Below are 24,578 nucleotides of genomic sequence, written 5' to 3' on the forward strand. Positions count from 1 at the left end.
AATTCCTCCCCAAAATAACTTTCTTTGTGACCACTTTACTTAATCGGCTTGTCCTTGATGAAGTGCCCATGGTTCATGTTCAGATTTCAGTCTTTCATGTTTAACTAGAGCTTGCTCCGCATCAGTTAGGGAGTATTTTTTTTCATAACCTCTTGGGGTAATCATCTTGTTATCATGAACAAAGGTTGCAGAGTTTCCAATAATGACGGTGGTAAGCATGCCAATTTCATGGTCCAGCATTTCCTTTAAATTGGTGATCACAATTTGTTGCTTTTGCCGATAAGCACTTTTCACCAATCCCACTGGTGTATCAGGTGATTTATATTTTAATAGAATTCTTTGTGCCTCTTCGATTTGACGTGTCCTTTTCCCGCTTTTGGGATTATAAAGCGCAATAACAAAATCGGACATTGCCGCGGCCTCTAAACGTTTTTCAATGATCTCCCACGGGGTTAAGTGATCGCTTAAACTTACGGTGCAGGAATCATGCATGATCGGGGCTCCCAATAAGGACGCACTTGAGTGAATCGCGGAAACACCTGGAATAATTTCTACTTCAACTCCTGTCTTGCCAGACCACCCTTGCTGGGTCAGCACCTCATATACCAGACCGGCCATTCCATACACACCGGCATCACCACTTGAAACCACAGCTACCTTTTTCCCGGTTTTGGCCAACTTGACAGCTTCTTGTGCCCGTTCCACTTCCTCCGACATTCCCGTACTGACGATTTCCTGTGTGGTAATTAAGTCTTTAATAAGGTTCACATAGGTTTTATAACCAACGATGAAATCACTCTCTCTTACGGCATCTATCGCTCGTTTTGTCAAATGCTCCATACTTCCCGGACCGCAGCCAATCACAAATAATTTTCCCTTCATCATTTCCCCTCCATCTTTTCCTTTCAATACAAAAAAGCCTTAGTCCATCGGAGGTGGCTAAGGCTTTTTAACAGTAGCGAATGATACACGTCTTTAACTGCAACGCTATCACTATTCTTCCCTCCGAAGAACAAGATACAACGTAAAAGCAGGTTTCCTGGCTTCGCTTCATCCTACTCTTGTCCCTTCCCGGTTTTCCAGTGGAATTCTACAATTTCGTTTGCGTTACAGTAGCGGGGGCTGCATCGGTTTCTAACCGATTTCCCTTTTATCTCCTTAAAACGGAGCACTTTTACGTATTACCTATTCACTTTTTTAAAGGTCAGTATCATTAAACAGCAACATTTGACAATTAACAAGTGAACAATTTTTGTCAAAAAATTCACAACTGGCTAGAACTTAGATATGACTTGTTATCGAGGGATTTTTGAACTTTCTGTCACAAATATTCCATGGACAACTCGAAAAACACAAGGCTATACTTAGTGATAACAATTTAATCATGGGAAAACGGGTGTTGATTAATTAATCAACGTAAAAGGGAAGCTGGTTAAATTCCAGCACGGTTCCCGCCACTGTAATTTGGAGCAGTCCGCAAGAAGGCCACTTAGTCAATTTAAAACCTTGACTAGGGAAGGCGCGGTTCTGCGATGACAATGAGTCAGGAAACCTGCCTGTTTTTCAAGTTTTAACTGCCTACGGGATATAGGTATGTTCAAAATGTCACAAAGCCAAAGCATTCTGAACTAACCTAACGTTCAGAATGCTTTTTTTTACAATTTAAAGGAGTGAGAGAAGTGAAGAAAAAACCTTTTCGGAGGACTGTCCCCATTTTAGTATTAGCGGCTACGATCTATTTTTGGCTTAATTCGTATCAATCGGCTTATGCCATGCATATTGCTGAAGGATTTCTGCCATTGAAGTGGGTGATCATCTGGTGGGCTATTTACCTTCCTTTCCTTTTTGCCGGAATGAAAAAAATTCACAAGCTTGTTGCCGATGCACCTGAAGTGAAAATGATGCTAGGTCTGTCCGGCGCCTTTGTCTTTGTGCTCTCGGCCTTAAAATTGCCCTCTGTTACCGGGAGCAGCTCCCATCCGACAGGAACGGGTTTAGGCACAGCCTTATTCGGTCCCATTGTCATGAGCGTACTTGGATTCATTGTTCTGTTATTTCAAGCTCTTCTGCTTGCTCATGGAGGGTTAACAACGCTCGGTGCAAACGGGTTCTCTATGGCGGTTGCCGGTCCGTTTGTTGCCTATTGGATCATACAGCTAGGAAAACGTCTCGGCCTGTCTTTCCGTGTCTCTCTTTTTACGGGAGCCTTGTTAGGTGATTTGGCTACTTATTCTGTTACTTCGTTCCAATTGGCATTAGCCTTTCCTGCGGCAACGGGTGGAGTGGCAGCGTCTTTTTTGAAATTCTCCAGCATTTTCTTAGTTACACAGCTGCCGCTTGCTATAAGTGAAGCTATCTTGACGGTCATCGTGATGAATTTACTATTTAAATACAATACTCAAGTATTAAAACTATTAAAAGTTCCTTTCAGAGAGGAAGCTAACCTATGAAAAATAATGCGTTTTTAATTCTTGTTTTTATCTTCATTACTGCTATTCCGTTTTTCATCCATGGTCAAGCGGATTTTTCCGGGACGGATGGACGAGCAACCGATATTGTCCATTCTCTGAAGCCAAATTATAAACCGTGGGTCAATTACCTTTGGGCCCCGGCAAGCAGTGAAGTTGAAAGTTTCTTATTTGCCGGTCAAGCTGCTATAGGTGCCGGTGCCATCGGTTTTATTATCGGGACCTATCGAGAGCGCAAAATTCATGACAAGGATATGAAGTGATATATAGCGATGTTGTTAATTGACCAGTACGCCTACCATAACCGTTTCAGCGATATTCACGCCTTTGACAAAGTTACTTTTTCGCTGTTTATGCTTTTGTTCTCTTTATTCGCAAGAGACATGAAGGTAAGTTTCACAGTTTTTCTGATTTCGAGTATCATGATCCTTCTGGCAAGGATTCCTATAAAATATTACATAAAATTATTAGTTCTTCCGATTACTTTTATTCTCTTGGGATTAATTCCTCTAATGGTTAATTTCTCCCTGAATGCGATACCCGGCAGCGAAATTATTTTTGATATTTCAATGGGGAAACTGTTCATCTATGTAGATATGTCGAGTGTAAGGGCAGCCTTTCAACTATTTATGGTTTCTATTGGCAGCATTAGTTGTTTATACCTGCTCATTTTAACCACGCCACTCGTGGAAATTCTATATTTATTAAAAAAGTGGCGGATCTCTCCGCTTTTCATTGAAATGATTGCGATCACTTACCGTTTTTTATTTACACTAATTGAAACGGCTGCGGAAATTTACCATTCGCAGTCTTCCAGGCTGGGGTATACTTCGTTTAGAACTGGCTTAACCTCTTTGGGATACTTAACGACTGCCTTATTTTTAAAAAGCTTTCAGAAAGCGGCTAAGCTACATCAAGCTGTCGAATCCCGTGGCGGATATGGAGAGTTTATCGGCAGTGAAAGAGAGTACAGCCTTTCCTTACTAAATTTGGGTGTTTTTATGATTGTCCTGTTATTGCTCGTTTTGCTATTCACCTTTTAAGGAGGAACCCCTTATATGACAACACCTATTATCACAACTAACAATCTTATTTATCGTTATGGGGATGGTACGGAAGCATTAAAGGGGATTTCCCTCACCTTAAACCAAGGAAAAAAAATAGCCATCCTCGGGAACAATGGAGCAGGAAAATCCACTTTCTTTTTACATTTGAACGGAATTCTTAAGCCTTTATCAGGGTCAATTACCTTTAAAGGGGAGAGGATCCAGTATACGAAGAAGTATTTACAGGCGCTAAGACAAAAGGTAGGAATCATTTTTCAAAATCCGGATGAGCAATTATTTTCTCCAACTGTATTTGAAGATATCTCCTATGGGCCGCGAAATTTGGGACTGACCAAAGATGCCATCGAACGCTTGGTTCACTGGGCGATGAAAGAAACTGGAACTTTAGAACTGCAAAAAAAAGCCACTCATTCCTTAAGTATTGGCCAAAAAAAGCGTGTTTCCATTGCCTGTGTGCTTTCCATGGACCCCGAACTCCTAATCTTGGATGAACCAACTGCCGGTCTGGACAGCTATTATGCGAAAAAGATTATTAATCTTTTAAATCAAATTAACCGTGATGGAAAAACCATTGTCCTCTCGACCCATGATATCAATTTTGCTTTCGAATGGGCGGATGAGATTATTATCTTACATGATGGCAAAGTTCTTGGAAATGGGGGAAGGGAGGAAATATTTCTCCAGAAAGACCTTTTTCAAAAGGCAAACCTAGAGCGGCCGATGATTCTCGACCTTTATCAATTTCTTATTGACAATGATTACTTTCCTACACAAAAACAAATCCCGCGGACAAAAGAAGATCTTTTGAAGCTGTTGTCAATCAGTACAAGTCGTATCTTGAAGAATGGTCAATAATCACAAAATACCCACCCCTCATAAAATAATCTAAACCAACTTTTGCTGTTCAGTTTATAAAAGGAACAACCCCCTCTATCCAGGCGTATTATCGGAGGGGGCTGTTATTCATTAGAAATGATTCTAAATAAAACGGAAATTTCCTAATAGTTCTAGCCTTCTTTGAACGAATTCTACATTTTCTCTTTCTAAGATTATTGATTTTTTTAAACAACCATCTTTACCTATTTTGTTGCTTGGTGTACAGCTTCCATTACTTGACTCGTGGTTTGCATTTGCAGCACGGTCTTGGTAAGCTCCTCCATAGCCGTTTTTTTCAATTTGCGAATTTGTGAACGTGCTCTCAGAATCGATGTAGCACTCATTGAAAATTCGTCAAGACCGAGACCAAGAAGAAGTGGGATGGCGGTTTCATCGCCGGCCATTTCGCCGCACATACCTGCCCATTTTCCTTCAGCATGGGCTGCATCAATTACCATCTTTACCAATCTTAAAATCGATGGGCTATATGGCTGATACAGGTAAGATACACCCTGATTCATGCGGTCCGCAGCCATCGTGTATTGAATCAAGTCGTTGGTACCGATGCTGAAGAAATCAACCTCTTTAGCAAATTGATCGGCTAACACGGCTGTAGAAGGGATTTCCACCATGATTCCCAGTTCAATCTGGTCGGAAACTTGCTGCCCGTCCGCAAGCAGTTTCTGTTTTTCCTCGGTAAATATTTTCTTTGCCTCCCGGAACTCATCAAGGGTTGCAATCATCGGGAACATAATTTTTAAATTGCCATAATTGCTGGCCCGCAGCAAGGCACGCAGCTGTGTCCGAAAAATATCCTGTTCGATTAAACATAAACGGATCGCCCGAACCCCCAAAAACGGATTCAGTTCTTCCGGCAAACTCAAGTAAGGAAGTTTTTTGTCACCGCCGATGTCCAATGTCCGAATGACAACCGGCTTGCCATTTAAGCCTTCAAGAACAGCTTTATAGGCATTAAATTGCTCCTCCTCCGAAGGTAGTTGATCCCTGCCCATGTAGAGGAATTCTGTTCTGAAAAGCCCGACTCCTTCGCCACCATTTTCGATGACCGCCTTTAAATCGTTGGGTGAACCAATGTTGGCCACTAGTTCAACATGGTGATTATCCGCAGAAATCGTTTTTTCGTTTACTAGCTTGGCCCATTCTGCTTTTTGCAGCTCATATTGTTCAGAGATTTTACCGTACTCCTCAACCAGGTCAGCTGCAGGGTTAATATGCACTTCCCCCTTTAGACCATCGACAATGACCAAATCGCCATTTTTTATTTCGGCTGTTGCTGTTTTTGTTCCAACGACTGCAGGAATTTCCAGTGAACGGGCCATAATCGCCGAATGCGAGGTCCGACCGCCAATATCGGTTGCAAATCCTTTTACAAACTGACGGTTTAATTGTGCAGTATCAGATGGTGTTAAGTCATTGGCAATCACCACAACTTCTTCAGAAATCATGCTTGGATTCGGTATTTGAACCCCCAGCAGGTGGGAAAGAACACGCTTCGTTACATCGCGGATATCTGCTGCCCGTTCCTTCATATAGTCGTTATCCATTTGCTCGAACATGCTGACAAACATGTCTGCTGTTTCTTTGAGGGCAGCTTCAGCATTCGTCTTTTCTCCAGTTATTTTTTCTTCGATCGGTCCAGTTAGCTCAGGATCGCTTAAAACGAGCAAATGTGCCTCAAAAATCGCTGCCTTATCGGCGCCCAATTTTTCTGCAGCATGACTTTGAATTAATTTTAACTCTTCCTTTGATTTTTCCAGTGCCGTACGAAACCGTTCCACTTCTGCATTTCCATCGTCAACGGTCTGTTTTTCAAAAGACAGATCAGGTTCAACCAGCAGGTAGGCTTTGGCAATCGCAATTCCGTTAGAGGCAGCTATTCCTTTTAAAGATTCCATTATTTCGCAATACCTTCTTTCATCATCATTTCTTCCAGAGCTTTTAAGGCATCATTAGCATCACTGCCGTCAGCTGAGATGATAATATCTGCCCCCTTGCTAATGCCTAAAGACATGACGCCCATAATCGATTTTAAATTGACGGTTTTTTCCTTATATTGCAAATTAATATTCGAATTAAATTTACTGGCCGTTTGAACTAATAATGACGCCGGACGTGCATGAATACCTGTATCTGAAGTTACGTTAAATTGTTTTTCTGCCATTTTATCTCATTCTCCTATTGTTTATTAGTTAACTTGAAACATCTAAAAACGAGTGTAAAAATACCATTTGTTCCTGAACCTCAGGATGATATACATTCAGGTTGGTAATGGCCTTTACCTTATCCCTCGAGTTGCAAACTGCATTTTGTATGTCGAGCTCCCGTTTTAAATTTTAACACGGGATAGGGCCTCTTCATCAGCAATGATCGTAACGGAAGGATGTTTTTGCAAAATAGAAGCCGGGAAGCCTTCGTTGACCTCGAGATTTAACAACTTAAACAACGCCTCACTTTTTTTGCTTCCCGAAGCCAAAAGCAAGATTTCCTTACTCTTCATGATGGTTGCAATACCCATCGTTATCGCTTTAGTTGGAACCTCATCCTTATTGGCGAAGAACCTGGAGTTAGCATTGATTGTACTTTGCGTCAGATTAACAACATGAGTATTCGACTCAAATGAAGCTCCTGGTTCATTAAAACCAATATGTCCGTTGCTGCCAATCCCCAACAGCTGCAAATCAATTCCGCCGTGTCTTTCAATACATTCCTCATATCGAAGACACTCTTTTTGAATATCTGCGGCATCTCCGCGCGGTATAAACGTTCTTTCAGGATTAATATCAATATGCTTAAACAACTGATCATTCATAAAATAATGGTAGCTGTTTTTATTGGATGCAGCAAGACCAATGTACTCATCTAAGTTAAAGGTGGTTACATCCCGGTAAGACGTACCATTTTTTTGATGATCTTCAATTAAATTTTGATAGGTTCCAATCGGTGTACCGCCAGTAGCTAACCCAAGGTTACAATTTGGAAATTGGACGACCTTTTGAATGATATATTCGGCCGCTTTATTACTCATTTCCTGATAATTTTTCACTTTAATGATTTGCATTTAGTTGTCCTCCTTTACAAAAGCTTCCACCCCTCTGCAATAGGTCATCTTCACATCCAAGTTTTCATTAAGCAGAACGATATCTGCATCCTTTCCTGCGGCTATGCTTCCTTTGCGGTGAAAAATATCCAGTTGCTTAGCAGGGTTAACAGATGCCATTTCAATCACATCTTCAAGTGAACATCCGGTAAAGTCGATAATATTTTTTACTGCATGGCCCAGCTTCAAAATACTCCCGGCAAGAGTCCCGTCTTTAAGCACTGCCTTGCCGTCCTTTACAGTTACATCCTGTCCGCCAAGATCATACTGACCATTTTTCAGGCATTTTGCCCGCATTGAATCGGTGATTAATATCAGGCCGGCTTTTCCTTTCAGCTTATAAGCCAACCTCACCATCTCGGGGCGTACATGGATGCCATCGACAATCAGTTCAGCCATTAATTTTTCTTCTAAAAGTGCTGCACCTGCGACACCCGGCTCACGGTGATGCAGCCCTCTCATTTGGTTAAACAGATGTGTTACGTGATTAGCCCCCATCGCAACAGCGGCAATGACTTCTGAATACGATGCATCCGTATGACCAATGGAAGCGATAACGTCATGATCGGTTAAATATTGGATCATCTCCATGCCGCCCGGTCGTTCAGGAGCGAGGGTCACTAACTTAATCCAACCGTTTGCTAATCTTTGCCACTTTTTAAACACCTCTAGATCAGGGTCAATAATATATTGGCTTGGCTGGGCACCTGCCCTCTTGGCATTTACGAATGGCCCTTCTAAATGAATCCCTAGTATCTCAGACTTTCCTGGTGCTTGTTCGCTGCTGATATAATTCGCTGCATTTATGATCGCAGATTCTATCTGATTATTTTCTTGTGTAATGGTGGTAGCCAAAAATGCCGTGGTCCCTTCCTTTGGAAGAGCCGATACGATCGTATCTAATGCTTCGGTTGTAGCATCCATCGTATCTGCACCATTCACACCATGAATATGAACATCGATAAAACCAGGAATAGCCTTGTATTCCGAAGGAAGCTTAACAATCCTATACCCTTCCTTATTTAGAAGATTAGCGGCAGACCCAACTTCTTCGATTTGCTGATTTTTTATTTTGATATATCCATTTTCAATAATATCATGGTCTGAGTATATTTGCGGACCTATTAATAACACAGGATCATCTTTTGCTGTCACGTTCATTCCTTCCTTTCTGGCCCCAATCAACTCATCAAAGAATTGATTTCCCCATAGTATCGTGTAAAAGATAATGTCCAGACCGTCCCCATATGATTCTCTTGGCTATTGAATATTTTTATGTATTCTAACTTTTTCTACGTCCTAATGTTCGAGAAGATGGTTTAGAATACTCTCCAAATCCTCAACCCGTTTTACAGGTAAAAGAAGCCGGCGGCGGTCCGTATCAACAACCAGGTATCCATCCTCAGACAGTTTCATTTCTTTAATCCTATCATATTCTGTATAGAACAACCCATAATAGAAGCCATTATCCTTAAAATGAGCCTTTGGAGAACGGATAAACACATAATAGATAAAGAGAAATGAGGCAATGAGCAACAGATAATTGTCCCATCCTTTCACCCCACGAAAATAATTCGAAATATACAGGATGATCAGCATTGCGGCAAAAATGAGTTGATCAGTCAGCAGACGTTTTCTCAACGGAATAACAAGCTCTGTTTTTCCCTTTAATGAGGGAATAACAGCTGACTCATAGATTAAATATCCTGCCATAACTATGATAAATACCAATAAGATTATACCTGTAATGGACATGGTTTGCACCCTTCCATTTTATCCATATTAATAAGGAAATCGGGTAAAGGTCGATTCCCATTGAAATGTTGTCTTCCTTTATCGTAAAATATTTGCCCAATAGCCTAAAATTCCGACTACAAAGAAGCCTAAAATAATCACAAGCGGGTTAATCTTTTTGCGTAATAACCACATGCATAGGAAGGTTAGGGCTAATGGCACTAGTCCAGGCATTAACTGATCGAGTACGCTTTGAACTGTTGTGATATCAGTTTTTCCAGTCGTAGGGTTCTTCACTTTGGAAATGACAAACGGAATATTGACCTTCGTCCATTTATTGACCAGCGCCCCCATGACAAATAGTCCGAGGATCGATGCACCTTCTGTTAATTTTTGCAGCACATTGCCAGCCATATCTGACACAATGTCGGATCCTTTACGGTAACCGTAGGAAACGCCCCACCATCTCATGCCAAGGCGGACAGCATTAAAGAGTATAAAGAATAATAGCGGTCCTAAAATACTTCCGCTTAATGCAATGGATGCTCCAAGTGCAGCAAATACTGGACGGAGTGTTCCCCAGAAAATTGGGTCGCCAACACCGGCAAGCGGTCCCATTAGACCAACTTTAATCCCGTTAATAGCTGCATCGTCAATTTCTGCGCCGTTGGCTCGTTCTTCTTCCATCGCCAGGGTTACGCCGACAATGGGTGCAGCCATAAATGGGTGAGTATTAAAGAATTCATTATGACGTTTCATCGCTTGCTTGCGTTCTTCGCTGCCTTCTGGATATAACCGCCTAATCGCCGGGGTCATCCCGAAAGCAAAACCTAAGGCCTGCATTCGTTCAAAGTTCCAAGAGCCTTGAAGAAAATTCGAGCGAACAAAGACCCAAAATAAATCTTTTTTCGTTAATTTCTTTTGACCTGTTGTCATTTCAGTACTCATTCCTCAGCTCTCCTTTACTTAATCCAATTCGTCGTCTAAATCGTCATCTAAGCCGGAATCACCTGCAGGAGCAGCTGCTGCATATTGAGTATTATATTTAGGATGTAGTTGAATAAAGATGAGAGCTAGAACTAAACCAATAACACCTAAGGCAACAAGATTAAAGTTCGTAAAGGCCGCGACAACGAAACCTAAGAAGAAGAATGGCATTAAATACCCAGCACGCATCATGTTAATAACCATCGCATAACCAACAACTACGATCATCCCGCCGGCAACGTTTAAGCCGCCTGTGACTACTTCAGGAATCGCATCCAACATATTTCTTACAGCAGACGTGCCAACAGTTAGAGCAACGACAAGGGCCGGAATAGCAATCCGCATGGCTTGTAATAATAAAGCCGACATATGCAGCCAGTCCATCATCCGCAGATTGCCTTCTTTTGCGGCTCTATCGGCACCATGTTGGAAACCAACCGTGATCGTGCGAACAAGAATGGTTAATACTTGGCCGGCAGCGGCAAGTGGAATTGCCAGCGCAATCCCTGCACCAATTTGTTGATGTCCGGCAACAACCAGAATCGTTGAAATAATGGAAGCGAGCGCTGCATCTGGGGCAACGGCGGCACCAATGTTCATCCAACCGAGAGCAATCATTTCCAGCGTACCGCCGATGATAATCCCGGTTTTCATATCACCTAAGACTAACCCAATCAGCGTACAGGCGATCAATGGTCTATGAGTCTGGAATTCATCCAGGATGGATCCCATACCAGAAATACATGCAACAATAAAGATAAGAACAATTTGAACCCCTGAAATATCCATTGATATTCCCCCCCAAAAAAAGGTTATTCATTTAAAATTTGCTGAAGCCACAGAATGGGATTAGTCATTAAGTTTTTTTAGAAGTGGCATGAGATCCACTTTGCTATCCGCAATAACTTTGCGGATTTCTAACTCAATACCGCGTTCATTCAGTTTGTTGAATGCTTCAAGATCCTTCTTGTCGACGGAAACGGCATTGGTGATCATTGTTTTTCCTTCTTTATAGGACATGCCGCCAATATTTACACTCTTCATTTCCACCCCTTCCTCAACAACTCGTACGACATCAGTTGGATTGGTAAATAGTAGCATAACACGGTCGTTTGCATACTTCGGATTGTTATAAACACGAACTGCTTTATCCACGTCAACTACACTGGCTTTAACCCCTGGAGGAGCGACTTGGGTTAATAATGTTTTTCGCACGGTATCCTTCGCAACCTCATCACTGACCACGATAATTCGGCTGACTCCAGTTTCCTTTGTCCAAACTGTTGCTACCTGTCCATGGATAAGACGATCATCAATCCTTGCTAGGGCAATAATCATTTTTATAAATCCTCCTCATCCTCACTTTGCTGAAGTGTTTTCTTTAAAGATTTGACACCATTGACAGCCGTTTGAGAAATGGCATCGACTAAAACTTCAAGTTTACTTCCCCCCGCTGGGTGAAGCATTCAATTAGCATAGGAAGGTTAACACCTGTAATTATATCCATATTTTCCTCTTGGGAAATTAAATTAGCTGCAGCATTAAATGGGCTTCCCCCAAATAAGTCGACGAGAAAGAGTACCCCATCTTGAGTATCAAGTTCTCCGATTGCTTTTTGATATTTATTCTGAAGATCATTCAAACCTTCTCCAGGTTTAAATGTAATAATAGCAACATTTTCCTGCTCGCCAAAGATCATTTCCGCAGATTTGACAATTTCCTGCGAAAATTGACCGTGGGTTGCGACAACGAGCGCAATCATTCATAAGCCTCCTTCTTGACTTAACTGCCAGTCTTCATCATTTTATTATGCATAAACCATGCCAAACTATGTAGTGAAATTAATAGACGCCGTTATCACTCCTTAAAGAACTTTGCCAAGCAGCGGTTTTGCTAGTTTTTAAGCTTCTTAAAAAACTCTCTTCAGTAGAACTGTTTCAATCAATTCTGACATTTTTCGACATTAATAATACACAAAAGAAAGCACCAACACGTATTGTCGGCACTTTTTAATACACTATTTTAAATAATTTTATATTTGATACACTTTATCTGTTTTGTTGATAATATCTAATACACTTATTTTTTCATAATCAAAAATAAATAACAAAAACAGCGTATTAATCTTCTTTAATTGATTTACTGCCAATTTCATCTAAAAGAAGATCTACAATATACCAGAGTTCATTATTCGATAAAGTTACATTCAGATTTTTATCTATCACATCGGCAGCATCTTTCACTTTTTTCAATAGGGCGGTTCCCTTGTCTGTCGGTTCCCCTTTGTAGACAAGCTCTGCTCTGGTAATTGCACGTTCTATCGCAAAAGCAGTGTGGACGATAATCCGGATGACGGTTGTATTTTTAAAATAAACATCTAGTTGTTTTTGTAATTGGCCACAGAACTTCAGAAGAACCGAAATTGCCCGGGTAGGATTAAGATAAACCAAAAGGGATTTAAGCGTATCCTCACACAATGCACGGATAATAACATCTGATTCACTGTTCTTCACCGTCATATGGCCGCTTTTAATAATTTGCTCAATTAATTTCTGGCCTTCTCCCTCGATAAACTTTTCCAGAGAGATAAAAGGCACATCCAAATGCGGCTTCTTGACGCCAACCGCTGCGAGAATGTCATATATTTTAGAGATTCTCTCCACTTCAGCGTTCAGACCAATCGTTGACAGCGGAATAATCGTAATATTTTCAGTGGTAATATCATTAATAAAAAGCTCAGTCATTTCTTCCAATTTTATCGCTGTTCCTTGACCGGAAGAGCAAATCGTCAATATTGCTTTTGGTTTTCCCGACTCCTTCGGTTTTTCAGGAACTTCCTCTTCACTTTTATAATAAGATTTTTGAACTGACTGATAAATGCTGTTTAAATCCATATCTAAAAAATTGGAGCGGCGGACAGCATCAAGAACCATTGGCATGGAAACCATATCAATCGCCTTTACAGCCACCCCTGATTTTTCATGGATTTGTTCCTCGAAGTAATAAAGTGATCCCATATCAACCAGCATGAGAACCCCTTCACCGCGATCCACTTCGCGGACAGCAGCAACAATATCATCTAAAATGTCATAAAAGCCAACATCCAACGGCATATCCACTGCCACAATGTTGTAATCACCAAGTAATTCCTTAGCAACCTCCACCATAGAAGAGGCGGTACTATTTCCGTGAGTAGCCACCACAATCCCGACTTTCCCTTTTTGGTTCAGCTCATTGATGGATACAAGCAGCATTGCCAAATAGGTTGTTTCAAATTCCGGCAGCGTAATTTGAAGTCTTTCTTCAATAATTTCTTTCATTTTAGAAGCAACTTGATATTCTTTTTCGATTTCTTTTATGGTCTCATCAAGTGCAGGCGGTGCTGTTCGCTGATCGTGGTTTTTTCCTTGCAAAAAGCCATCAATATGAAGACTGATGAAATAAATAAACTTATCATTAAAAGTCCGGTTTAAAACACTTTCAGCAAAGGACCGCAGTTCTTCGGCAAGTTCAAGTACCTGTTTATTAACTAATTTGGCCAGCTCCATATTATGATATTTCGATACTTGCTGGTAAAAACTCTTAATATGGATTTTAATATCTGTTTCGACAAATTTATTTATTTCTTCATCCTCAACCCCTTCTTCCTTAAGAAGCCGTGCCTTATCCTCAATAATTTTATACATATCAAAAGGCAGATCGTAAACATCATCCTCAACCAGTTCCTTACTGCCTTCACCCGTAATGATCGTGACCGTATTAATCAATTTCGTGATTTTCTCATTTTCATTGACATTTCGGGATACCCGTGATAAGCCCTCTTTAATTTCCTGTGGAAGCGTTTTTAGTGATAACGTTATATAGGGCTTGTTCATACTTTCAAGGAATCCTTGGGCACAAACAAGTTGAATATGGGATTTCAGCTGTCCGACATTACCAAAAGTAACAGCCCCAATCAATGCTTTAATGACATCTGCGTGGACTCTGAGCTCTTTATTGACCCGTTTCGCCTCCTTAGCCAGCAGGTACTTACAAAGTTCAACCTTCTCCTCTACTTTTCTGCCATGAAATGAAGGAATGGTGATCGTTATCGGAATCCGCCGCAAAAAGGTATTTAAAAAGGAAGATGAAGGATCCTCCGTTGTCGCCCCAATAATTAAAACATTCGATGTATGATTCCGTTCGACTTCTCCCAATTTATTGAATCGCCCGGTATCCATAAAATAAAAGATCATTTCCTGCCCCTCAGGAGGAAGCCGATGGACTTCATCCAAGAAGAGTATTCCGCCATCGGCTTTTTCGACAAGCCCCTGTTTGTTACCGGTGGCACCGGTAAAGGCACCGCTGACATGCCCAAAAAGTTGGGATAACAGCAACTGAGGATTATTATAATAATCCGCACAGTTAAATACGATAAATGGTGAATGTTCGTTCATTCTTCCGACATATTTTGCGTATTCATGCATCATATGGGCAAACAACGTCTTTCCAGAACCCGTTGGCCCAAGGATCAGGGTATGAAGTCCATTTGGCGGATAAACAACTGCTGCTTTGGCCTGATCAATTAACTTTGTCAAACTTCCCTCCGCACCGATCATCAGGTTAAAAGGATCTTCATTTTTATGGATCGCAGGCTTTTCCTTTTCCTGATACAAAGCTGTCAAGGAAGGGATTTCCAATACAGTCCTGTCGACGATATTACCGAAAAACTTCTGTATCACATCGCGGGGGATATAACGGACGGGTCGTTTTTTAATTTTTACCACTCTGCCATCACGGACAAGATTATTGAGTTCAAGGCTTACATTATTTCGCAGCATCTCCAATTCCTTAGCCATGTCGCTGGCAGTAAATCCTTCGATCTCCAATATCTGTTCTTTCGTTAATTCATTGGACTTATCTTGCAAATATTGATAAATACGTTCAATACGTTTCATACCTATCTCAACCTCAACTTTATAATGGAAACTCCAAGAAACCTGTTAATGTTTGGACAGGGGATCGACTCATTTTTCGGATGCAAAGATTATATTGTTTTGTTTTCGAGCCTCCTCTGTAATTTGAAGAACCGTTGTGCTCAAATTCCGCCACTTTTCATATTCGCGCTGATTATTTGTATTGATAATCGCAGCAAAATCCCGGCATTCATAGACCATATCTTGTTCCTCCTGCGGAACACCTAAGTTTTCGCTCTCCTTCGTATGATTATCAACAAACTCCAATTTAGAAATTGGTGCGACATCCTCTAAAATAAACGTCCCCTTTTCCCCATGAATCTCGGGCGACATGGAGGAATGAGAAATTTTCGAGCAGATCACCGTGCAGACAAAACCGTCATACTCTAACACCAGTGTTCCGGCCCCGTCAATTCCACTTCTCAACATTACAGGATGATAGCTGACTTTCTTTGGCGCCCCAAACAATCCCGCTGCCAACGAAACCGAGTATACGCCTAAGTCAACCAGTGCACCACCTGAAAAAGAAGCGGAAAACACGTTAGGCTCTTCCCCTTGTAAAAAGGCATCATAGCGTGAGGAATATTGAATATATGGTAAGACCGCGCTTCTTAATTGCCCTGCCATTCCCAGCTTTTCTTTAAGAGTGTTAAAATTAGGAGTATGAATATTACGGGTAGCTTCAAATAAGAATACCCCATTTTCATCTGCCGTTTTAAACGCTTCATCCAGTTCCTTTGTGTTTGAAAATATCGGTTTTTCACAGACGACATGCTTTTTATTTTTTAAAAATAATAAAGCCTGCTCAAAATGGAGTGAGTTCGGTGAAGCAATATAGACCATATCAATATCATTGCATTTTGCCATCGCTTCGATATCGGTAAAAACATCGTTGACATTGAATTCTTCTATGAAACTTTTTGCTTTTTTCTCTGAACGGGAATAAACCGCAGTTAAATTGAATTCCCCACTAAGCTGTGCAGCTTTAATAAACGATTTAGTAATCCAACTTGTACCAATGGTGCCGAAATTTATCATATCTCTTGTCTCCTTTATACTTTTTCTCTTTCAAGTTTCTATTTTACGCTAATATTGATTAAATTTGAAATCACATCTTCCGGAAGGTCTCTATTACAGCCATATTCTATTATGATCGTGTTTACTTGCTCTTTAATTAAATTAATTAATCTCATCAGAAAATTTCTTATATAATTGTCAACATTTTATCCTGATAACCCATTACTGCTAGGTTGCTTAGACAGTTGAAATTTATGTACTAACACAACGATTCCACTGTTGTTTTTACTAGATAAAAACAAAAAAGACAACCTTCTCAGATTGTCTTTTTTGTCTGCCCGGCAGCGTCCTACTCTCACAGGGGCGCGTGCCCCAACTACCATCGGCGCTGAGAAGCTTAACTTCCGTGTTCGGTATGGGAACGGGTGTGACCTTCTCGCCATCACCGCCGGACTATTTAATTTGAGGTTCATTCCCTCAAAACTAGATAATGCTGAAGAAGTCATAAGAACGAGTATTGCTTATATTAATTGTCCAGCTCCAGCGTCCAGCAACTAGTGTCTTTCGGTCTTTTCCCTACGATAAGTCAACATCGAATCGTTTCACTCTTCGTGTTTCCTTTATCTCAGTCAAAGCCCTCCAAGCCATACGTTGCTAAGCGGACGCTTCCGCTTTTCTTGGTTAAGTCCTCGATCGATTAGTATCAGTCAGCTCCACGTGTCACCACGCTTCCACCTCTGACCTATCAACCTGATCATCTTTCAGGGATCTTACTAGCTTAAAGCTATGGGAAATCTCATCTCGAGGGGGGCTTCATGCTTAGATGCTTTCAGCACTTATCCCGTCCGCACATAGCTACCCAGCGATGCCTTTGGCAAGACAACTGGTACACCAGCGGTGCGTCCATCCCGGTCCTCTCGTACTAAGGACAGCTCCTCTCAAATTTCCTGCGCCCACGACGGATAGGGACCGAACTGTCTCACGACGTTCTGAACCCAGCTCGCGTACCGCTTTAATGGGCGAACAGCCCAACCCTTGGGACCGACTACAGCCCCAGGATGCGATGAGCCGACATCGAGGTGCCAAACCTCCCCGTCGATGTGGACTCTTGGGGGAGATAAGCCTGTTATCCCCAGGGTAGCTTTTATCCGTTGAGCGATGGCCCTTCCATGCGGAACCACCGGATCACTAAGCCCGACTTTCGTCCCTGCTCGACTTGTAGGTCTCGCAGTCAAGCTCCCTTGTGCCTTTACACTCTGCGAATGATTTCCAACCATTCTGAGGGAACCTTTGGGCGCCTCCGTTACTCTTTGGGAGGCGACCGCCCCAGTCAAACTGCCCACCTGACACTGTCTCCCACCCCGATTGAGGGGTGCGGGTTAGAATTTCAATACAGCCAGGGTAGTATCCCACCGACGCCTCCACCGAAGCTGGCGCTCCGGTTTCTCAGGCTCCTACCTATCCTGTACAAGCTGTACCAAAATTCAATATCAGGCTACAGTAAAGCTCCATGGGGTCTTTCCGTCCTGTCGCGGGTAACCTGCATCTTCACAGGTACTATAATTTCACCGAGTCTCTCGTTGAGACAGTGCCCAGATCGTTACGCCTTTCGTGCGGGTCAGAACTTACCTGACAAGGAATTTCGCTACCTTAGGACCGTTATAGTTACGGCCGCCGTTTACTGGGGCTTCGATTCAGAGCTTCGCTTTTAAGGCTAACCCCTCCTCTTAACCTTCCAGCACCGGGCAGGCGTCAGCCCCTATACTTCGCCTTGCGGCTTTGCAGAGACCTGTGTTTTTGCTAAACAGTCGCCTGGGCCTATTCACTGCGGCTTTTCAGGGCTATGCACCCTAAAAAGCACCCCTTCTCCCGAAGTTACGGGGTCATTTTGCCGAGTTCCTTAACGAGAGTTCTCTCGCTCACCTTAGGATTCTCTCCTCGCCTACCTGTGTCGGTTTGCGGTACGGGCACCTTGAATCTCGCTAGAGGCTTTTCTTGGCAGTGTGGAATCAGGAACTTCGGTACTGTATTTCCCTCGCCGTCACAGCTCAGCCTTCACGGTGAACGGATTTTCCTATTCACCAGCCTAACTGCTTGGACGCGCATGACCAGCAGCGCGCTTACCCTATCCTCCTGCGTCCCCCCATCACTCAAACGATTCAGAGGTGGTACAGGAATATCAACCTGTTGTCCATCGCCTACGCCTTTCGGCCTCGGCTTAGGTCCCGACTAACCCTGAGCGGACGAGCCTTCCTCAGGAAACCTTAGGCATTCGGTGGATGAGATTCTCACTCATCTTTCGCTACTCATACCGGCATTCTCACTTCTAAGCGCTCCACCAGTCCTTCCGGTCCAGCTTCAACGCCCTTAGAACGCTCTCCTACCACGGACACCAACGGTGTCCATCCACAGCTTCGGTGATACGTTTAGCCCCGGTACATTTTCGGCGCAGAGTCACTCGACCAGTGAGCTATTACGCACTCTTTAAATGGTGGCTGCTTCTAAGCCAACATCCTGGTTGTCTAAGCAACTCCACATCCTTTTCCACTTAACGTATACTTTGGGACCTTAGCTGGTGGTCTGGGCTGTTTCCCTTTTGACTACGGATCTTATCACTCGCAGTCTGACTCCCACGGGTAAGTCTTTGGCATTCGGAGTTTGTCTGAATTCGGTAACCCGATGGGGGCCCCTAGTCCAAACAGTGCTCTACCTCCAAGACTCCAAGCCGTGAGGCTAGCCCTAAAGCTATTTCGGAGAGAACCAGCTATCTCCAAGTTCGATTGGAATTTCTCCGCTACCCACACCTCATCCCCGCACTTTTCAACGTGCGTGGGTTCGGGCCTCCAGTAGGTGTTACCCTACCTTCACCCTGGACATGGGTAGATCACCTGGTTTCGGGTCTACAACTACATACTAAAGATCGCCCTACTTAAGACTCGCTTTCGCTGCGGCTCCGTCTCTTCAACTTAACCTTGCATGCAATCGTAACTCGCCGGTTCATTCTACAAAAGGCACGCCATTACCCGTTAAAGGGCTTTGACTACTTGTAGGCACACGGTTTCAGGTTCTCTTTCACTCCCCTCCCGGGGTGCTTTTCACCTTTCCCTCACGGTACTGGTTCACTATCGGTCACTAGGGAGTATTTAGCCTTGGGAGATGGTCCTCCCAGCTTCCGACCGGATTTCACGTGTCCGGCCGTACTCAGGATCCACTCAGGAGGGAACGAAGTTTCGACTACAGGGCTTTTACCTTCTCTTGCGGACCTTTCCAGATCGCTTCGTCTACTCCGTTCCTTTGTAACTCCATGTTGAGTGTCCTACAACCCCGAAAGGCAAGCCTTTCGGTTTGGGCTGTTCCCGTTTCGCTCGCCGCTACTTAGGGAATCGCGTTTGCTTTCTCTTCCTCCGGGTACTTAGATGTTTCAGTTCCCCGGGTCTGCCTTCCTTACCCTATGAATTCAGGTAAGGATCCTGCTCCATTACGAGCAGGGGGTTCCCCCATTCGGAAATCTCCGGATCGACGCTTACTTACAGCTCCCCGAAGCATATCGGTGTTAGTCCCGTCCTTCATCGGCTCCTAGTGCCAAGGCATCCACCGTGCGCCCTTTCTAACTTAACCTCTGACAAATGATCAGCGTCGAATCTCTGCGTCAGCTTCGTTCACTCAGATCCTCACGTGCCCTTAAGCACGCTCCGGTCTTCACTCACTCGCTTCCTTGACCTTCTCGCTGCTGATTTGTCATGACCTAAAAGGTTTAAAACCATAAATGAGCGATTACTCGGTTCTTACTTGGTTACTTCTTCTATTACGATTATCTAGTTTTCAAGGAACAAGGCTACTGATTTTCATCACGAAGTGATGGATCATATAGCTTTATGAGAGATTATTCTCTCAAAACTAAACAAGGCGACTTCCACGAATCAACTTCATGAAAAGTCTTCTTAGTTTTGCTTCAAGCTGCCTTGCGACGAGCTGAGGAATACTTCCTCGAACTACTACGGCGCAGGAGCACGTTACTTCATTGAGAGATTATTCTCTCAAAACTAAACAACAAAAACGTCAAACTTTTTATCCTTAGAAAGGAGGTGATCCAGCCGCACCTTCCGATACGGCTACCTTGTTACGACTTCACCCCAATCATTTGTCCCACCTTAGGCGGCTGGCCCCTTGCGGTTACCCCACCGACTTCGGGTGTTACAAACTCTCGTGGTGTGACGGGCGGTGTGTACAAGGCCCGGGAACGTATTCACCGCGGCATGCTGATCCGCGATTACTAGCGATTCCGGCTTCATGCAGGCGAGTTGCAGCCTGCAATCCGAACTGAGAATGGTTTTATGGGATTGGCTTAGCCTCGCGGCTTCGCTGCCCTTTGTACCATCCATTGTAGCACGTGTGTAGCCCAGGTCATAAGGGGCATGATGATTTGACGTCATCCCCACCTTCCTCCGGTTTGTCACCGGCAGTCACCTTAGAGTGCCCAACTGAATGCTGGCAACTAAGATCAAGGGTTGCGCTCGTTGCGGGACTTAACCCAACATCTCACGACACGAGCTGACGACAACCATGCACCACCTGTCACTCTGTCCCCCGAAGGGGAACGTCCTATCTCTAGGAGTGTCAGAGGATGTCAAGACCTGGTAAGGTTCTTCGCGTTGCTTCGAATTAAACCACATGCTCCACCGCTTGTGCGGGCCCCCGTCAATTCCTTTGAGTTTCAGCCTTGCGGCCGTACTCCCCAGGCGGAGTGCTTAATGCGTTAGCTGCAGCACTAAAGGGCGGAAACCCTCTAACACTTAGCACTCATCGTTTACGGCGTGGACTACCAGGGTATCTAATCCTGTTTGCTCCCCACGCTTTCGCGCCTCAGCGTCAGTTACAGACCAGAAAGCCGCCTTCGCCACTGGTGTTCCTCCACATCTCTACGCATTTCACCGCTACACGTGGAATTCCGCTTTCCTCTTCTGCACTCAAGTCCCCCAGTTTCCAATGACCCTCCACGGTTGAGCCGTGGGCTTTCACATCAGACTTAAAGGACCGCCTGCGCGCGCTTTACGCCCAATAATTCCGGACAACGCTTGCCACCTACGTATTACCGCGGCTGCTGGCACGTAGTTAGCCGTGGCTTTCTGGTTAGGTACCGTCAAGGTACCGGCAGTTACTCCGATACTTGTTCTTCCCTAACAACAGAGCTTTACGACCCGAAGGCCTTCATCGCTCACGCGGCGTTGCTCCATCAGACTTTCGTCCATTGTGGAAGATTCCCTACTGCTGCCTCCCGTAGGAGTCTGGGCCGTGTCTCAGTCCCAGTGTGGCCGATCACCCTCTCAGGTCGGCTACGCATCGTCGCCTTGGTGAGCCGTTACCTCACCAACTAGCTAATGCGCCGCGGGCCCATCTGTAAGTGACAGCTTACGCCGTCTTTTAGCTTATCTACATGTGTAGATAAGAATCATCCGGTATTAGCACCGGTTTCCCGGTGTTATCCCAGTTTTACAGGCAGGTTGCCCACGTGTTACTCACCCGTCCGCCGCTAACCTTGAGGAGCAAGCTCCTCTTGATCCGCTCGACTTGCATGTATTAGGCACGCCGCCAGCGTTCGTCCTGAGCCAGGATCAAACTCTCCAATGAAGTTGAGTTGAAATAGCTCATAAAATTTAACGTTGGCTTCATCTCGTTTAAAAGATGAATATTATTGTTTGTTGACGTTTTTGTTTGTTTAGTTTTCAAAGAACGATCTTTTCTTAATTGCTTTTAGCAGCAACTTTATTAATATATCACATCGTTCATAGAGTGTCAATATTAAAATTTAATATTTTTAACACCGATATGTTGTAAACCTCTAATGACGAGTGCTTTCCTATAATAGCATCGTTAAAAAGAATCGTCAACACTGATTTTTCAAGTTTTTCTTTTCAGAAAATACTTCAAAGAAAAAAGCCGGCTCCAAAACATATTCGTGAAGCCGGCAATTCAAAATTACTTATTTATCACTTGCAAATTGATAGCAGTTTGATCAAAAATCTTCTTCCCTAAAAGTCAAACGAGTAAAATTAAATTACTCAAATTTTATTCCTCGCAGTCCTATAATAAAGAACAAAATTGAAAAGGCTGATAACACTAATGTATCCTTCATAATAATTCCGTTATCGAGACTGCCGCTCATAATTTCCTTAAACCCTGACATTGCCCAGCTTTGCGGCACTGCTAAGGCTATTTTTTGCATGAACACGGGTACGATATCAAGCGGCCAGTAAACACCTCCCAGCATACAAGTACTGACAATCAGTATGGCATTCAGAGCCATTGCCTGCTGTTTTGTTTTTACCAATCCGGCCATCATCAGTCCAAAGCCAACAACCGTAATAATCACAAGCGAAGCAAATGGGATCAAATAAGAAAGTTCCCCCCAGCTGGTGTCAAACATAAACTTCATCGCCGTTAACAGAACCACAAATTGGATCCATCCCATCACAAAGTAAGCCAAAATATATCCAAGTATAATTTCATGTTTGCGGGCTGGAGAAATCAATAACCTTCCCCAAGTTCCCTCTTTTCGCTCATCAAGAATTGTCGAGGCTGCACCGGATAGACCAAACATCATAAACATAATTGAAAACCCAACAACCATTAAATTGATTTGAACACCGCTGTTCGTTTTCGTCTTCTTCTGAACCGTTTGTTTTTCGACAACAACACCTTTTTGCTGGGCAACTGCGGCTAATACTGTTAAAAAGTCCGGATTCTGCTGCCTTTCCACAGCATGATAGGAACTGTTTATTAACCGTGCTGTTCCCTCTAAATAGGGGGCTAATGCCAGATAATCTTCAGTTTTCTTTTCGAGCACGACATCAAATAGGGAATCTTGGTTCTCTATCTGTTTTTCGATATTGTCCGGAATCACAATGGCAGCAACGACTTTTTCATTGGAAACATTTTTCTGGGCATTTTGCAACGATACTGTTTCCCATTTAAAATGCTGATCTTTTTTCAGTAATTTTATTATTTGGGTATTTATTTCGGATTTGCCTGCGACAATATTGACAACCGGTTGGTTCTTTTCCGAATTTGCCGACATACCGCCAAAAATCCAGCTAAATACGACTGGCATCACAAACATCAGCACAATTGCCCCCGGTGTTTTAAAGAAATTTTTAAGATTTAATAATAGGATTGGCAACATTCTACGCATACTTCCCTCTCCTTTCAAAAGTGAGGAAAATCAAACCGATGGCAAAAAAGCAGCTACCCAAGGCAATTGATCCGGCAACTGCAGGGAGGATATCCGTAAATGTTGCACCAGACATCAGTTTTAAATATGATTGTAGCGCCAGTCCGTTAGGGATAAATTTCGTTGCTGATACGACCCAGTCGGGAAAAATGTACAATGGTACCATGCTTCCTCCCAGGGCAGCCATAATTTGTGTTCCCAGCATCCCACCGACATTAAAGCCCTTTTCCGTCTTAATTAATGCACCGGCCATCATTCCAAGACCGCAGGCATTAATGACAAAAGCAATTGTCATCGTAATAATCCCCAGTACTGATGGCCCCCAATTTACCCCAAATATTAAAGATGTGCCAATAATGATAATAAATGCCTGGATTAAACAAAGTATAATCAAACCCAACATTTTTCCAATAAGATAATGCGAGTAAGTTAAATTCGTCAGGAATAACCGCTGGTAAACCGTTTCTTCTTTTTCCCGGATCATCATGGTAACTCCTTGAACGACGGTCATCAGCAGAAACATGACGCCCATTGCTGCCGCATAATATTGGAAGGAACCAACCGGTTTTGTCTTTTTGCTAACAGTGGATTCTTTGAAGAGGTTCTCTGTCTTGAGGAAGTCGTTTTGCTGCCTCGCTTTTCCCTGCTGACTAACGGAAATTGCTTGAACCGGAATCATTTGTGCAAATTGCTCAATAACACTTTGGACGATCACCGGTTTAATTCCCGGATCCGGGACGGATAACAGCTTTACCTTTGTTTCTTTTCCGGAAAATAAAGCAGAAGTGAAGTCAGGCTTGATAATGATACCAATATCGAGTTTATGGTCTCTTATGTTATTTTGTAATTCCCGTTCTTGAAAAAATTTAATTTTTATTTGATCTGACATATTTTTCGCCAGCACTTCTTCCGTTAGTACTTTACTTAGCACCCCATTGTCTTGATTCACGACCCCTAGGGTGAATTTCTTAATCGTTACATCTTCATCCTTCATCATATTTCCAAACGCCGCCCCTAAAATGGCAATTAATAATAACGGCATCAGGATAAGAGTAATAAATGCTTTGCGATCACGAATAATCAGTAATAAATCCTTCCACGCCAGCCACCAGAAACCCACAAGCTCAC

The 24,578-nt window shown here is 43.1% G+C and carries 17 protein-coding genes, 3 rRNA genes, 1 pseudogene and 2 riboswitches; of the genes and pseudogenes, 4 read left to right on the forward strand and 17 right to left on the reverse strand.

The annotated features are described in order from the left end of the window. Window positions 1–54 precede the first annotated feature (54 nt). Window positions 55–882, reverse strand: a pseudogene (cobJ, locus tag RCG24_RS14165) (precorrin-3B C(17)-methyltransferase); the annotation flags it as partial. 129 nt (window positions 883–1,011) lie between these two features. Continuing rightward, window positions 1,012–1,191, reverse strand: a riboswitch (cobalamin riboswitch). 186 nt (window positions 1,192–1,377) lie between these two features. Then, window positions 1,378–1,575: riboswitch (cobalamin riboswitch) on the forward strand. 197 nt (window positions 1,576–1,772) lie between these two features. On the opposite strand from cobJ, the gene RCG24_RS14170 reads away from it, so the two are divergent. The 4 genes from RCG24_RS14170 to RCG24_RS14185 are packed head-to-tail and all read left to right on the forward strand — an operon-like array spanning window position 1,773 to window position 4,390. Next, window positions 1,773–2,450, forward strand: a complete 678-nt coding sequence (locus RCG24_RS14170) for an energy-coupling factor ABC transporter permease (protein WP_202653610.1) — start codon at window positions 1,773–1,775, stop codon at window positions 2,448–2,450. After that, entirely contained in the window at window positions 2,447–2,731 is a 285-nt protein-coding gene (locus RCG24_RS14175) for an energy-coupling factor ABC transporter substrate-binding protein (RefSeq protein ID WP_202653587.1), read from the forward strand. The genes RCG24_RS14170 and RCG24_RS14175 overlap by 4 nt, the downstream gene beginning before the upstream one ends. A gap of 9 nt (window positions 2,732–2,740) precedes the next feature. Next, complete coding sequence (cbiQ, locus tag RCG24_RS14180; RefSeq protein ID WP_202653588.1) at window positions 2,741–3,511, forward strand: cobalt ECF transporter T component CbiQ; 771 nt, start codon at window positions 2,741–2,743, stop codon at window positions 3,509–3,511. Between the two features lie 15 nt (window positions 3,512–3,526). Next, window positions 3,527–4,390 (forward strand): energy-coupling factor ABC transporter ATP-binding protein, encoded by an 864-nt coding sequence (locus RCG24_RS14185; RefSeq protein WP_308077316.1) that lies wholly within the window; start codon window positions 3,527–3,529, stop codon window positions 4,388–4,390. 224 nt (window positions 4,391–4,614) lie between these two features. On the opposite strand, the gene ptsP is transcribed toward RCG24_RS14185, so the two are convergent. From ptsP to RCG24_RS14265, 16 genes are all read right to left on the reverse strand, one after another. Next, window positions 4,615–6,327, reverse strand: coding sequence for a phosphoenolpyruvate--protein phosphotransferase (ptsP, locus tag RCG24_RS14190; protein WP_308077317.1), 1,713 nt, complete (start codon window positions 6,325–6,327; stop codon window positions 4,615–4,617). Then, complete coding sequence (locus tag RCG24_RS14195) at window positions 6,327–6,593, reverse strand: phosphocarrier protein HPr (protein ID WP_308077318.1); 267 nt, start codon at window positions 6,591–6,593, stop codon at window positions 6,327–6,329. The genes ptsP and RCG24_RS14195 overlap by 1 nt, the downstream gene beginning before the upstream one ends. Window positions 6,594–6,758: 165 nt before the next feature. Continuing rightward, window positions 6,759–7,490, reverse strand: coding sequence for a glucosamine-6-phosphate deaminase (nagB, locus tag RCG24_RS14200; protein WP_308077319.1), 732 nt, complete (start codon window positions 7,488–7,490; stop codon window positions 6,759–6,761). Next, window positions 7,491–8,690 (reverse strand): N-acetylglucosamine-6-phosphate deacetylase, encoded by a 1,200-nt coding sequence (nagA, locus tag RCG24_RS14205; protein ID WP_308077320.1) that lies wholly within the window; start codon window positions 8,688–8,690, stop codon window positions 7,491–7,493. It lies immediately after the preceding gene. Between the two features lie 138 nt (window positions 8,691–8,828). Then, window positions 8,829–9,284, reverse strand: coding sequence for a DUF986 family protein (locus tag RCG24_RS14210; RefSeq protein ID WP_308077321.1), 456 nt, complete (start codon window positions 9,282–9,284; stop codon window positions 8,829–8,831). A gap of 78 nt (window positions 9,285–9,362) precedes the next feature. Next, window positions 9,363–10,211 carry a PTS mannose transporter subunit IID gene (locus RCG24_RS14215; protein ID WP_308077322.1) on the reverse strand — a complete coding sequence of 283 codons (849 nt, stop codon included), beginning with the start codon at window positions 10,209–10,211 and terminating at the stop codon, window positions 9,363–9,365. An 18-nt stretch (window positions 10,212–10,229) separates the two neighbouring features. After that, complete coding sequence (locus tag RCG24_RS14220; protein WP_235887994.1) at window positions 10,230–11,039, reverse strand: PTS mannose/fructose/sorbose transporter subunit IIC; 810 nt, start codon at window positions 11,037–11,039, stop codon at window positions 10,230–10,232. A 60-nt stretch (window positions 11,040–11,099) separates the two neighbouring features. Continuing rightward, entirely contained in the window at window positions 11,100–11,588 is a 489-nt protein-coding gene (locus RCG24_RS14225) for a mannose/fructose/sorbose PTS transporter subunit IIB (protein WP_308077323.1), read from the reverse strand. Between the two features lie 88 nt (window positions 11,589–11,676). Next, window positions 11,677–12,012 (reverse strand): PTS sugar transporter subunit IIA, encoded by a 336-nt coding sequence (locus tag RCG24_RS14230; RefSeq protein WP_308077324.1) that lies wholly within the window; start codon window positions 12,010–12,012, stop codon window positions 11,677–11,679. Window positions 12,013–12,370: 358 nt separating this feature from the next. Then, entirely contained in the window at window positions 12,371–15,187 is a 2,817-nt protein-coding gene (locus tag RCG24_RS14235) for a sigma-54-dependent transcriptional regulator (protein WP_308077325.1), read from the reverse strand. A 69-nt stretch (window positions 15,188–15,256) separates the two neighbouring features. Next, window positions 15,257–16,240 (reverse strand): Gfo/Idh/MocA family protein, encoded by a 984-nt coding sequence (locus tag RCG24_RS14240; protein ID WP_202653612.1) that lies wholly within the window; start codon window positions 16,238–16,240, stop codon window positions 15,257–15,259. A gap of 318 nt (window positions 16,241–16,558) precedes the next feature. Continuing rightward, a 5S ribosomal RNA gene (gene rrf, locus RCG24_RS14245) occupies window positions 16,559–16,675 on the reverse strand. Window positions 16,676–16,899: 224 nt separating this feature from the next. Continuing rightward, window positions 16,900–19,840: ribosomal RNA gene (locus RCG24_RS14250) — 23S ribosomal RNA — on the reverse strand. Between the two features lie 460 nt (window positions 19,841–20,300). Next, window positions 20,301–21,850 (reverse strand): 16S ribosomal RNA (locus RCG24_RS14255). The 16S, 23S and 5S rRNA genes sit together here, the layout of an rRNA operon. A gap of 427 nt (window positions 21,851–22,277) precedes the next feature. Next, the gene (locus tag RCG24_RS14260; protein ID WP_308077326.1) at window positions 22,278–23,411 is read right to left on the reverse strand and encodes an ABC transporter permease; all 1,134 of its coding nucleotides are present in this window, start codon (window positions 23,409–23,411) and stop codon (window positions 22,278–22,280) included. After that, window positions 23,404–24,570, reverse strand: coding sequence for an ABC transporter permease (locus RCG24_RS14265; RefSeq protein WP_202655524.1), 1,167 nt, complete (start codon window positions 24,568–24,570; stop codon window positions 23,404–23,406). The genes RCG24_RS14260 and RCG24_RS14265 overlap by 8 nt, the downstream gene beginning before the upstream one ends. Window positions 24,571–24,578 lie beyond the last annotated feature (8 nt).

Origin of the sequence: Neobacillus sp. OS1-32 (assembly GCF_030915425.1) — a bacterium.
GTDB classification, from domain to species: Bacteria; Bacillota; Bacilli; order Bacillales; family Cytobacillaceae; genus Neobacillus; species Neobacillus paridis.